Origin of the sequence: Sphingomonas naasensis (assembly GCF_004792695.1) — a bacterium.
GTDB classification, from domain to species: Bacteria; Pseudomonadota; Alphaproteobacteria; order Sphingomonadales; family Sphingomonadaceae; genus Sphingomonas; species Sphingomonas naasensis.
In genome coordinates, this window is sequence record NZ_SRXU01000005.1 from 162,721 (window position 1) to 175,350 (window position 12,630).

The 12,630-nt window shown below is 69.2% G+C and carries 9 protein-coding genes; 4 read left to right on the forward strand and 5 right to left on the reverse strand.

Annotated features, from left to right (window positions below; all coding sequences use genetic code 11):
* Positions 1 to 134 precede the first annotated feature (134 nt).
* Both E5A74_RS12745 and pbpC read left to right on the forward strand, forming a co-directional pair.
* On the forward strand, positions 135 to 5,894 hold the full coding sequence (locus tag E5A74_RS12745) for an alpha-2-macroglobulin family protein (RefSeq protein ID WP_206365854.1): 5,760 nt from the start codon (positions 135 to 137) through the stop codon (positions 5,892 to 5,894).
* A 243-nt stretch (positions 5,895 to 6,137) separates the two neighbouring features.
* Complete coding sequence (gene pbpC, locus E5A74_RS12750) at positions 6,138 to 8,240, forward strand: penicillin-binding protein 1C (RefSeq protein ID WP_135985880.1); 2,103 nt, start codon at positions 6,138 to 6,140, stop codon at positions 8,238 to 8,240.
* 163 nt (positions 8,241 to 8,403) lie between these two features.
* Here the strand turns inward: pbpC and E5A74_RS12755 are convergent, their stop codons facing one another.
* Together E5A74_RS12755 and E5A74_RS12760 are read right to left on the reverse strand one after the other, a co-directional pair.
* Entirely contained in the window at positions 8,404 to 8,925 is a 522-nt protein-coding gene (locus E5A74_RS12755) for an RcnB family protein (protein ID WP_135985504.1), read from the reverse strand.
* Positions 8,926 to 9,031: 106 nt separating this feature from the next.
* Positions 9,032 to 9,511 (reverse strand): outer membrane protein assembly factor BamE, encoded by a 480-nt coding sequence (locus tag E5A74_RS12760; RefSeq protein WP_135985506.1) that lies wholly within the window; start codon positions 9,509 to 9,511, stop codon positions 9,032 to 9,034.
* 120 nt (positions 9,512 to 9,631) lie between these two features.
* Here E5A74_RS12760 and E5A74_RS12765 point away from each other — a divergent pair, with 120 nt between their 5' ends.
* Together E5A74_RS12765 and E5A74_RS12770 are read left to right on the forward strand one after the other, a co-directional pair.
* Positions 9,632 to 10,144 (forward strand): ubiquinol-cytochrome C chaperone family protein, encoded by a 513-nt coding sequence (locus E5A74_RS12765; protein WP_135985508.1) that lies wholly within the window; start codon positions 9,632 to 9,634, stop codon positions 10,142 to 10,144.
* Positions 10,141 to 10,674 carry a YceD family protein gene (locus E5A74_RS12770; RefSeq protein ID WP_135985510.1) on the forward strand — a complete coding sequence of 178 codons (534 nt, stop codon included), beginning with the start codon at positions 10,141 to 10,143 and terminating at the stop codon, positions 10,672 to 10,674. The genes E5A74_RS12765 and E5A74_RS12770 overlap by 4 nt, the downstream gene beginning before the upstream one ends.
* Before the next feature lie 283 nt (positions 10,675 to 10,957).
* On the opposite strand, the gene E5A74_RS12775 is transcribed toward E5A74_RS12770, so the two are convergent.
* The 3 genes from E5A74_RS12775 to E5A74_RS12785 all read right to left on the reverse strand — a co-directional run bounded on the left by E5A74_RS12775 (position 10,958) and on the right by E5A74_RS12785 (position 12,614).
* Positions 10,958 to 11,227: a hypothetical protein gene (locus E5A74_RS12775; RefSeq protein ID WP_166745755.1), complete on the reverse strand. Its 270-nt coding sequence runs from the start codon at positions 11,225 to 11,227 to the stop codon at positions 10,958 to 10,960.
* Positions 11,228 to 11,365: 138 nt separating this feature from the next.
* Complete coding sequence (locus E5A74_RS12780) at positions 11,366 to 11,761, reverse strand: hypothetical protein (RefSeq protein WP_166745754.1); 396 nt, start codon at positions 11,759 to 11,761, stop codon at positions 11,366 to 11,368.
* A gap of 199 nt (positions 11,762 to 11,960) precedes the next feature.
* Positions 11,961 to 12,614: a TetR/AcrR family transcriptional regulator gene (locus tag E5A74_RS12785; RefSeq protein WP_135985516.1), complete on the reverse strand. Its 654-nt coding sequence runs from the start codon at positions 12,612 to 12,614 to the stop codon at positions 11,961 to 11,963.
* Between the last annotated feature and the right edge of the window lie 16 nt (positions 12,615 to 12,630).

Consider the following 12,630-nt stretch of genomic DNA (forward strand, 5'->3'; position numbering starts at 1 on the left):
TTGTTTATTAAATGATCAAGTTGACTTGCACCGCGCGCCGCCGATTCGACTCCGTTTCGGAGTCAGTCAATTCGCCGTTGGCCTGTCATCCGGCCCCGGCTAGGGTGCTGCCGCCACTGGGGGGAACACGTGCCATGAAGCTCATTGCCCGGCTCGGATTGCTGGCGCTGATCGCCGCGCCGCTCGGCGCCACGCTGGCGATGGGCGACAATAGCCCCCAGGTCGAGATGGCCACGCCCGGCATGGGCGGCGGCGCGATCGAGCGCTTCACCGCGCGCTTCAACCAGCCGATGGTGCCGTTGGGCGATCCGCGTGCGGCGGGTCCGTTCACGGTCGAATGCCCGGTTGGCGGCGAAGGGCGCTGGGTCGATCAGCAGACCTTCGTCCACGAGTTCGCCAGCCCGCTCCCCGGCGGCGTGACCTGCACCTTCACCTTGAAGGACAAGCTCAAGAGCCTCGCCGGCTATGCCGTGAGCGGCCAGACCAAATTCACCGTCGACAGCGGCGGCCCGATCGCGCGCGCGGTGCTGCCGAGCCGCTATGGCGGCGAGATCGAGGAGGACCAGACCTTCCTCGTCGCCGCCAATCTCGCGCCCAACCCTTCGTCGGTAACCGCCAATGCCTATTGCGCGGTCGACGGCATCGGCGAGAAGATCCCGGTCGACGTGCTGCCCGCCGATGTCCCTGGCAAGGTGCTCGCCGGGCTCGGCACCGATCGCTGGCAGGTCCAGAGCTTCCTCGAGGAAGCCGGGCTGCCCAAGGCGCTGCCCGCCAACGAGGCGGAGCGGGTAAAGGCCACCGCCAGCGTCGTCGCGCTCAAATGCCGCCGACCGCTGCCGCCGGGCCGCGACGTCGCGCTCGTCTGGGGCAAGGATATCGCCAGCACCTCGGGCCGCGCCGCGGGGACCGACCAGCGCTTCGACTTCACCGTGCGGAAACCCTTCACGGCGCGCTTCGAATGCTCGCGGGTCAATGCGCAGGCCGGGTGCAGCCCGGTACAGGACGCATGGGTGCGCTTCTCGGCCCCGATCCCGCGCGCACAGGCCGAGGCCATCCGCATCACCCTGCCCGACGGCAAGGCGCTGACGCCGGTCTTCTCCGACGAGGAGAAGCGCAAAGCGACGATCGCCGACATCAAGTTCAAGGCGCCGCTGCCCGCCTCGACGACCGCGAAGCTGACGCTTCCCGCCAACCTCGCCGACGAGAGCGGCCGGCCGCTCTCCAACGCGGCGCATTTTCCGCTCGACGTCCGCTTCGACGAGGCGCCGCCGCTGGTGAAGTTCGCCGCCGATTTCGGCATCCTCGAAGCCGCCGAGGGCGGCGTGCTCCCGGTCACCGTCCGCAATGTCGAGCCGCAGCTCGGCGGCAAGCAGATGGCGGTCGGCGGCCAGAGCCTGCGCGTCGCGGGCGGCGACGGCGAGGTCGCCAAATGGCTGCGCGCGATCGACGACGCCGCCGAGACCAAGACCGACGAGGTCCAGCGCGGCGAGGAGACGATCCGGATCAACCAGACCGGCGCCAAGCCGCTGCTCACCCCCGCCACCGGCAAGCCGTTCCAGGTCTCGCTGCCCGGCAAGGGCAAGGAGTTCGAAGTCGTCGGAATCCCGCTGACCAAGCCCGGATTCTATGTCGTCGAGCTCGCCAGCCCGCGGCTCGGCAACGCGTTGCTCGGCCGCAACGCGCCGCGCTATGTCGCGACCGGCGCGCTGGTCACCAACATGAGCGTCCACTTCAAATGGGGCCGCGACCAGTCGCTGGTCTGGGTGACCGCGCTCGACAGCGGCAAGGGCGTCGGCAGCGCCGAGGTGCGCATCACCGACAGCTGCACCGGCCAGCTGCTGGCGAAGGGCACCACCGATGCCTCGGGCCGGCTCGGCGTCCCCGCCGGGCTGCCCGAGCCCGAGACCTATTCGAGCTGCGAGAACGGCAACGCCTCGCCGCTGATGGTCTCGGCGCGCAAGGCCGACGATTTCAGCTTCACGCTCACCCAATGGGGCGAGGGCATCCGCCCCTATGATTTCGACCTGCCCTATGGCTGGCAGAAGCAGGAGCAGATCTTCCACACCGTGCTCGACCGCGCGCTCGTCCGCCAGGGCGAGACGGTGCACATGAAGCACATCGTCCGCCAGCCGATCGCGAGCGGCTTCGGCGCCTCGCCGGCGTTCACCGGCACGCTGCGCCTGTCGCATCGCGGCTCGGACACCAAATATGATCTGCCGCTGAGCATCGACGCCAACGGCATCGGCGAAACCGAATGGGCCGCGCCGCAGGGCGCCAAGATGGGCGATTACGACATCCAGGTGGTCCGCACCGAAAACGGCGACGAGAAGACGCTCTACACCGGCCAGTCGTTCAAGGTGGACGAATACAAGCTGCCGACGATGAAGGCCTCGATCGCGGGGCCGAAAGAGGCGGCGGTGCGCCCGTCGACGCTGCCGCTCGATCTGTTCGTCGGCTATCTCTCGGGCGGCGGCGCCGGCAATCTGCCGGTCGAGCTGCGCGTCGGCTGGTTCGAGGGCGTCAGCGCGCCCGACGGCTATGACAGCTACAGCTTCGGCGGCCGCGCGCTGACCGAAGGCGTGAAGCCGCTCAACGGCGATGACGAGACCGACGAGCAATCGACCCCGCTGCCGCCGACCCAGACCTTGCCCGTCACGCTCGGCGCCGACGGCACCGCGCGCACCTCGATCGAAGTCCCGCAGAGCCTCGATCAATCGACCAACATGCAGATCGAGATGGATTATCAGGACGCCAATGGCGAGATCCTGACCGCCTCGCGCCGCATTCCGATCTACACCAGCGCGGTCCAGCTCGGCATCAAGACCGATGGCTGGCTGATGAAGCACGACGATCTGCGCCTGCGCTTCGTCGCGCTCGACACCTCGGGCAAGCCGCTCGCCAACCAGGACATATCGGTCGAGCTCTACAGCCGCGAGATCCTCACCGCGCGGCGCCGGCTGATCGGCGGCTTCTACGCGTACGACAACCAGATGAAGACGACCAAGCTGAGCGCGACCTGCTCGGCGACGACCGATGCGCAGGGGCTGGCGAGCTGCCAGCTCGATCCCGGCGTGTCGGGCGAGGTCTATGCCGTCGCGACCACCAAGGACGCCAACGGCAATGTCGCCCGCGCGACGCGCTCGACCTGGCTGGTCGGCGACGACGATTGGTGGTTCGGCGGCGACAATGGCGACCGGATGGACGTCATTCCCGAGCAACTCGAATACAAGGCGGGCGAGACCGCCAAATTCCAGGTCCGCATGCCCTTCCGCGAGGCGACCGCGCTGGTGACCGTCGAGCGCGAAGGCGTGCTCTCCAGCTTCGTCGTCGGCCTCTCGGGCAAGGATCCGGTGATCGAAGTGCCGATGCCGGCGAGCTATGCGCCCGACGTCTATGTCTCGGTGATGGCCGTCCGCGGGCGCGTCTCCGGCTGGGCGAACTGGCGCTCGAACCTCGCGCGCGACTGGGGGCTGCCCTTCTCGCAGGACGGCGGCAAGCCGACCGCGACGGTCGATCTCGCCAAGCCCGCCTATCGCATGGGCATCGCAAGGGTGAAGGTCGGCTGGGAAGGCCATCGCCTCGGCGTCGCGGTGAAGGCCGAGAAGGCCAGCTACGCGGCGCGCGACATCGCCAATGTCGACGTGCAGGTGAAGAACCCCGATGGCTCGCCGGCGCGCGAGGCGGACGTGGCGTTCGCCGCGGTCGACGAGGCGCTGCTCCAGCTGGCCCCCAATGAGAGCTGGGACGTGCTCACCGCGATGATGGGCGATCGGCCGATCTCGGTGCTCACCTCGACCGCGCAGACCCAGGTCGTCGGCAAGCGACACTATGGCAAGAAGGCCGTCGAGGCCGGCGGCGGCGGCGGCGGCGATCTCTCGGGGCTCAACCGCGAGAATTTCCAGCCGGTGCTGCTGTGGAAGGGCAAGGTGCCGCTCGACGGCAATGGCCATGCCCGGGTGCAGGTGCCGCTGTCGGACGCGCTGACGTCGTTCAAGCTGGTCGCGATCGCCACCAACGGCGCGCAGCTCTTCGGCACGGGCGAAGCGAGCGTAAGGACGCAGCAGGATCTGAGCATCTATCCGGGCGTGCCGCAGGTCGTGCGCACCGGTGACAGCTTCGGGGCGATGTTCACGCTGCGCAACGGCTCGGACAAGCCGATGCGGGTGACCGCGACCGTCGCGCTCAACCCCGCGGTTGCCACCGGCAAGCCGCTGACCGTCGAGATCCCGGCGGGCGGCGCCGCGCCGGTGAGCTGGAACCTCACCGCGCCGAACCAGGCCGGCAAGCTCAGCTGGACGGTCTCGGCCCGATCGGCCGACGGCAAGGCCGTCGATCGCGTGACCGTGGCGCAGGACGTGATCCCGGCCGTGCCGGTCGAGACCTGGGCGGCGAGCCTCGCCCGGGTCGGCGAAGGCACCAGCTTCTCGATCGCCGCGCCGGCAGGGGCGCTGCCCGGCTTCGGCATGGTCGACGTGACGCTCGCCGACACGCTCGCGCCGCCGCTCCAGGGGGTGCGCGACTACATGGCCGCCTATCCCTATGGCTGCCTCGAGCAACGCACCTCGCGCGCGATCGCGCTCGGCGACGCCGGCATGTGGAACGGCATCGCCGGCGAGCTGCCCGCCTATCAGGACAATGACGGCCTGCTGCGCTACTTCCCCGGCGAATGGGCGGGATCGGAGGCGCTGACCGCGTACATCCTGTCGATCACCGGCGAGGCCGGACTGCCGCTGCCCGAGGCACCGCGCGCCAAGGCGATCGATGCGATGAAGGCAGTGCTCGACGGCCGGCTGCGGCGCGAGGACTATGGCGATGTCCGGCTCCAGCGGATCGCCGCCTTCGCGGCGCTGGCACGACAGGGTGCGGCGAACGCGACCATGCTCGGCCAGCTGGGCATCGCCCCGGCAGAGATGCCGACTGCATCGCTGACCGACTATCTCGCCGCGCTGGGCAAGGTGCCCGGGCTCGCCAATGGCGCGCAGCTGCGTGCCGCGGGCGAGGCGGAGCTGCGCAAGCGACTCGTCTATGAAGGCGCGCGGATCGACCTGAGCGACAAGGGCAACATGCCGTGGTGGCTGATGTCGTCGGACGACGAGGCCGCGATCAAGGCGGTGCTCGTCACGCTCGGTCGTCCCGGCTGGCAGGACGAGACCGCGAAGATGATGGTCGGCGTGGCGATGCGCCAGCAGCGCGGCCATTGGGACACGACCACCGGCAACGCCTGGGGCACGATCGCGGCGCGCAAGTTCATGGCCGCCTATCCGGCCGAAGCGATCGCCGGGATCACCACGGCCAGCCTCGGGTCCGCGACGATCACCCGGCCCTGGCCGCTGATGGAGCCGCAGCGCAGCTTCAGCCTGCCGTTGCCGGCGGCGACCACGCCGCTGGTGCTGCGTCAGGCGGGCGGCGCGGGTCCGTGGGCGTTCGTCCGAGTCAAGGCGGCAGTGCCGCTCACCCAGCCGCTGATGGCCGGGTACAAGATGACCAGGCAGGTCAGCGTGGTGCAGGGGCTGGTGCCCGGGCGCTACACGCGCGGCGACGTGATCAAGGTGACGATCAGCGTCGATGCCTCGACCGAGCGCAACTGGGTGGTGATCAACGATCCGGTGCCGACCGGCGCGACCGTGGTCGGCAATCTCGGCGGCCAATCGGCGATGCTCGCCAGCGAGGGCGGCACCGCCGAAGGCGTCGCGCCGAACTGGATCGAGCGCGGCCAGGGATCGTGGCGGGCCTATTATGGCTGGGTGCCGCGCGGCAGCTTCACCATCTCGTACGTGATGCGCCTGAACGCTGCCGGGCGGTTCAGCCTGCCGGCGACGCGGGTGGAGGCGATGTACTCGCCCGAGATTCGCGCGCAGCTGCCCAATGCCGTGATGACGGTGGCGGAGCGGTGACACTTCGCCCGCCGAAGTACCTGACGTGCTCCTGCGAAAGCACGAGCCCGGCGTTACAAACGAGTCGTGTGCCGCCCTGGGCTCCTGCTTTCGCAGGAGCCCGGAGCTAGTTTTATGGGCTTGTTGGCGAAGCTCGCCGATCTGGCAGGCAGGATCGACCGTTTCCCCGAAGCGCTCGCCGCATGGGTGCGCGGCCAGCGCGTCGCCTTTCGCGAACGCGGCTGGCGTGGGGTGTTCACGCCGATGCGCGTCGTGCTCACCGTGGCGGCGTTGCTCATCGGCACGTTCGTCACGCTCGCCTGGATCACCCGCCCGCCGCCGCTGCCGGGCTATGCGAAGGTGGTCGCCGACTGGCGCCCGTCCGAGGCGTGGCTCTACGACCGCAACGGCAAGCTGATCGACAGCAGCCGGATCGACTATCAGGCCCGCCGCCTCGCCTGGGTGCGGCTCGCCGATGTCTCGCAGGTGACCCGCGACACGCTCGTCGCCGCCGAGGACCGGCGCTTCCGCGCGCATCACGGCGTCGACTGGTGGGCGCTCGCCGGCGCGCTGCGCGCCCGCATCGAAGGCAAGCGCGCGCGCGGCGCCTCGACCCTGTCGATGCAGGTCGCCGCCTATCTCGCCCCCGAACTCGCCGCGCCGGGGCATCGCGGGACATGGGACAAGCTGCGCCAGATGCGCGCCGCGCGCGCGCTCGAGGCCGAATGGAGCAAGGACGAGATTCTCGAAGCCTATCTCAACCTCGCCGGCTTCCGCGGCGAGGCGGAGGGGATCGGCGCCGCGGCGCTCGGCCTGTTCGGCAAAACGCCGGCGACGCTGACCCGCGACGACGCGCTGCTGCTCGCGGCGTTGCTTCCCAATCCCGGCGCTGGCGCCACCGAAGTCGCGCGCCGCGCCTGCGCGCTCGGCCATGACGCGGATTGCGGACGCTTCGCCGCCGCCGCCGCGTCGATGCTCGGCCCGGCACGCAGCCTCGCGCTCGATCCCGGGCTGGCACCGCACCTCGCCGCACGGCTGCTGACCGAGCCGGGGGCGCGGATCACCTCCACGCTCGACGCACGCATCCAGGCCGCGGCGATCGCCGCGCTGCGCCGCCAGCTGCAAGGGCTGGGCGGCACCCGCGCACGCGACGGGGCGGTGGTGGTGGTCGACAATGCCAGCGGCGAGGTCCGCGCCTATGTCGGCGGGATCGGCGGCGAGAGCACCGCGCCCGCGGTCGACGGCGCCGCCGCCTATCGGCAGGCGGGATCGACGCTCAAGCCGTTCCTCTACGCGCAGGCAATCGAGAAAGGCTATCTCACCGCTGCGTCGATCCTCGACGATTCGCCGGTCCAGCTCGACACCGCCTCGGGGCTCTATGTTCCCCAGAATTACGACAAGGCATTCAAGGGACCGGTGTCGGCGCGGATCGCGCTGGCGGGCTCGCTCAACGTCCCCGCGGTGCGCACCTTGCTGCTCACCGGAGTCGACGCGTTCCGCGACCGGCTGTGGGACACCGGCTATCGCGGGCTGACCGAGGACGGCCAATATTATGGCTATTCGCTCGCGCTGGGATCGGCCGAAGTGACTTTGCTCGAGCAGGTCGCCGCCTATCGCAGCCTCGCGCTCGGCGGCCGCTGGTCGCCGCTGCGGCTGACCGCCACGGCGCCGCGCGCGCCGCTCCGCGCGGTCGTCTCGCCCGAGGCGGCGTGGATCGTCGCCGACATCCTTGCCGATCCCAATGCCCGCGCCGGCACCTTCGGCGTCGATTCGGCGCTACGCCTGCCCTTCTGGGCGGCGGCCAAGACGGGCACCTCGAAGGCGATGCGCGACAATTGGTGCATCGGGTTCAGCGACCGCTTCACCGTCGGCGTCTGGGTCGGCAATCTCGAGGGCGATCCGATGCGCGCGGTCTCGGGGACCAGCGGCGCCGCGCCGGTGTGGCGCGACGTCATGATGGCATTGCACGCCGGCGCGCCTGGCCGCGCCGCGCCGGCGCCCGCGGGGATCGAGCCGCGCGCGATCCGCTTCGCCGCGGGGATCGAGCAGCCGCGGCGCGAGTATTTCCTCAAAGGCACCGCGCTGGGCGAGGTGGCGAGCGCGCCGGCGGCGGCGCGGCGGCCGCGGATCGTCAATCCGGTGGCGGGCAGCGTCTATGCGCTCGATCCGGACATCCCGATCGATCGTCAGCGGCTGGCGGTGGCGGTGAGCGGCGAAGTGACCGGCCATCGGCTGTGGCTCGATCGGCAGGATCTGGGCAGCGCCGACGCCCGCCCGCTGCTGCTCCCGCAGCGCGGCCAGCACCGGCTGCGGCTGGTCGATCTCAGCGGCCGGGTGGTCGACCAGATCCTCTTCACGGTCCGCTGAAGATTCGAGTTCGCTACGGGAGCGAAATGCTTCCGCGCGCGTTGAACCGCGCGGTCCTACCCCTTTCGGGACCGTGCCCCAGGGCACCGGCCGCGCTGCCGCAATCGGCGCGGCCGAACCCCGGGGCGCCGGCGACGCCCCGGAGCCGGCTGATTCGCCGTGCTTACCAGTAGAAGCCGGGGATCACGCGAACGACCGTGCCGCGGCGCGTGTCGATCAGCAGCACGTCGTCATAGTGGCGGACCCAGCGCTGGTAGCGGCCCACCGGCGGCAGGCGATAGCGCCACGGATCGCTGATCACATAGCGCGTGCCCCAATAGCTCGGCGCGATCCGCACGCCGGCGCGGAAGCGGGTATAGCCGAACGGGGCGCGCCAATTGCCGCGGGCATAGACACCGCGATTGCGGCCGCGCCATTCGCGCCAGTCATTGTCGCCCCAGCGGCGATTGCGATCCTGCAGATCCTCGCGATATTCGCGATGCGCCTCGCGCAGATCGCGGCGTTCGTCGCGGACATCGCTGCGATCGCCGCGCCGCTGGGCGTCGCGCAGCTCGCGGCGTTCCTCGCGGATGTCCTGACGGTCGCGGCGCAGCTCGCGATTCGACTGGGCGCTCGCCGCGGTCGGCAATGCCACCGCGGGCATCGCGACGGCGGCCAGCAGGGCTGCGGTGATGATCTTCCTCACTGGATTCCTCCAAACTCTCCCGACCGGCAATTTCCGGCGTGGGCAGAAATTGGAGCAACGCCGCTGAACCGACTGAAAACGCAGTCGTCAGCTCTCAGAAAGGTCGTTACTGACCCGAACCGCCGGGCGCGCCCGCGCCGCCGGTGCCGGGGGCGCCGACCGTGCCGATATTGCCGAACAGATCGTCGAAGAAGCTGCGCTTGCGGCCGAGCGTCGGCGTCTTCTTGCCGTAGGGATCGACCGAGGCGATCATTTCCTTGCCCATCTTGTCGACCGCGGTGACGTTGCCGCTCGCGTCGAAGCGGACGCGGATCGTGGTCTGCTCGCGGACCTTGGGATCGCTATAGCCGAAATTGCGGCTGTCGCGGGAGACGTAGTACCATTCGCCCTGGTTGAATTGGCTGGTCAGCGTCGGGCGGCCGAGCGTCTGGAGGACCGATTCGCGCGTGTCGACGCCGGGCTGGACCGAATCGACCAGTTCCTTGTCGATCACATAGCCCTGGTGCGTCTTCATCGGCGCACAGGCAGTGCTGCCCAAGGCGACGAGGAGCGCGGCACAACCGGCCAGACGAACGGGGAAGGGCATCGAAATCTCCAGGCCAACGCAAGCAGGGCGCGCATTGCATCGCACGCCATTCGCCTCAATATGCGGCAAAATGCGGCCAAACAAGGTCGCGCCCCCGCTTTCACACGGACGAAGACCAAGATGGGACTGCTCAAGCGCCTGTTCGGCGCCCCCGACCGCGGCACCGCGCCGCAGCTCTATGCGGCGATCATCGCGCTCGGCCGCGCCCCCCATTGGTATGCCGAGGGCGAGGTTCCCGACACGATCGACGGCCGGTTCGACATGATCGCCGCGATCCTCGCGCTGGTGCTGCTGCGGCTCGAGGGCGCGCCCGAGGCGAGCGCGCCGAGCGCGGCGCTCGCCGAATGCTTCATCGACGACATGGACGGCCAGCTGCGCGAGATCGGCATCGGCGACATCGTCGTCGGCAAGCATATGGGCCGGATGATGGGCATGGTCGGCGGCCGGCTCGGCGCCTATCGCACCGGCCTTGCCGAAGGCAGCCTTGGCCCGGCGCTGGTCCGCAACCTCTATCGCGGCGCCCCGCCGGCCGAGGCCGCGCTGGCGCATGTCGAGGCCGGGCTTCTCGCGCTGCGCGACCGGCTCGCGGCGATGCCGACCGCGACGATCCTCGCCGGGGAGCTGCCGCGATGAGCCCCGAATTCGCCCGCCCGCACCGGCTCGACCAGATCGGCGCCGCCGAGACCGCGATCGACATCGCGGCGACCGCCGAGGAGCGCGCGGCGCTGGCCCGCCGCTTCGATCTCGTCGCGATCGACGCGCTGACGGCGCTCTTCGCGCTGCGCCGCGACGCCGCCGGCGTGCAGGCGCGCGGGCATCTCTCGGCGGCGGTCACCCAATCCTGCGGCGTCACCGGCGATCCGCTGCCCGCGACGATCGAGGAGGATTTCGCGATCCGCTTCCTGCCCGAGCCGGGCGAGGACGAGAGCCACGACGAAGTCGAGCTCGCCGAGGAGGATCTCGACACCGTCTTCTACACCGGCAGCGCGCTCGATCTGGGCGAGGCCGCGGCCGAGACGCTCGCGCTCGCGCTCGACCCCTTCCCGCGCAGCCCCGGCGCTGCGGCGGCGCTGCGCGAGGCGGGGGTGATCAGCGAGGACGACGCGGCCGCGGCGCCGCTCAGCCCGCTGGCGGCGGCGCTCAAGGCCAAGCTGGGCAAATAGCCGGCGTAGGAAATGCCGCACGAGTCGGCGTAGGATTTCGCGGGTCTAGAGTCGCAAGAGTCGCGGTAGAACGACTCTCGCGTTGCGCGGGTTGGAAATATTCTTGCGCGGACAGGTAGGAAATCGACGCTGTCAAAGAGCGCGGCCACGGCGGAGCCGGGCCGGCGCCGAGGGCAGCATGCGAAATCCTACATTGCAAGCGCGGGCGGACTGGCGGGGATTGGCGATCATCCGCCGCTGCTGCAGGCCGCGCCTCGCGCGCGGAATGTCCGACTTCGGGTGGTTAGCCGCCATTCGGGCCTTGGCGTGTTCGCAGATAGCGAACTGTCAGGCAGCTGACCACGAGCGTGAACGGTAAGGCGGCCCCAATGAGAATCAGTAGGCCAAATAGCATTCCAAAAGGCGGGGGATCGTCAGGAGCGAAATTATAGACGAAATCGTAGATTGCCCATGTAAACAGCAACCCCGGCGTCGATAAAACGCCGCCTACAACGGCGAGGAAGGAAGACTTTACCAGCCGGTATATGGTTGCGGCTGCAATCAGGGCCGCCATCAAAACTATTAAAGCAAACGGAGCGAACCCGAAGTCCATTCGATAAGCTTAACACAGCAAATGGCGTCCGCAACCGGAGCGTTAGCGGTCCGGCAGCTTTCGGCCGCTTCGCCGCGCGCGAACGACGGAGATTGGTGGTTAGCCGCCGTTTGGTTTGTGCGTAGCGCGAGCAGCGGCTGCAACAAACGCGCCCAAGTGAACAACCAAGGCAAGTAACAGGTAGCCGGTCGCGGCCAACAGAGTGAAATCTGTCATCATGCTGTCTGGCAGCAAGCCGGTTTCCCGCAAGTAGACCGATGATCCAACCCTGACCACCGCGATCGCGGCGGGAATAAATAAGAGGTGCGGGAGCCATCGCCACCGTGGGTCGACCCGCCTCTCCATCATCCAGATCAGGGCCGACGAAGATATCGGTATAAAGGACGCTGCAAGCCACGCGGCGATTGCCGACGCGGTTACTTTTTCAGCGACATCGTACGCGACTGCCAGTGAACTGAGCGTGGCATCAGCGGTAAGCAGGGTAATTCCCGCCACCGCAATTCCATATGCAACAAGTCCTCGGCGCTTCATCGCAGCAGCATCGTCGTCTATGCGACCGTCCGCAAGTCGGGCGGTAGCGGACGCCCGCTGCCAGCGCGCTGCTATCCCGCTCAACCTGGCTTGCGGCGCCGTGGACCCCGGCACAAGGCCGGGGTGACGAAGGAAAGGCCCACGGCAAGCGGCTGCGGGCAGCCTAGTCCGGCTCCACCCCGATCCCGCGCGCGAGCATCGTCGCCACCGTCTCGGCGATCGCTTCGGGGGCGACGTCTTCCTGCCAGACGCTGTAACGCAGGCCGAGGAACACGTTCATCCCCATGATCGCCCAAGCATGGACCTCGCTGACATCGTCGCGCACCTCGCCGCGATCGGCGGCGGCGCGCAGGCGCTTCGCGATGCGATCGGCGGTGGTGGCATAGTGCATGCGGAAACTCTCGGGATCGACGAACTCGGCCTCGTCGATGATCCGGTAGATCTCCTTGTGGGTGCGCGCGAAGCGGATGAAGGCCAATAAAGCCGCCTTCTCGGCCGCGATCTGGCCGGGCGCGTCCTTGAGCGCGGGCGCGACATGCTCGCGCACCTGCTCCGACATGTCGCGCACCAGCGCGCGGAACACATCGTCCTTCGAATCGAAATAGGTGTAGAAGCTGCCCAGCGCGACGCCCGCCCGCCGGGTGATCCCGCTGATCGAGCCTTCGTGGAAACCCTTCTCGCCGAACTCGACCGCGGCGGCATCGAGGATCGCGCGCAGCGTCTTGCGGCCGCGCGCGGTGCGCGGCTCCTTGCCGGCGCTCGCCGCATCGCCGTCCAGTCTCTGAGGTGTGGCGTCCGCGCCACTGCCGCCTGGCATAGCCTCTCCCCCCCTT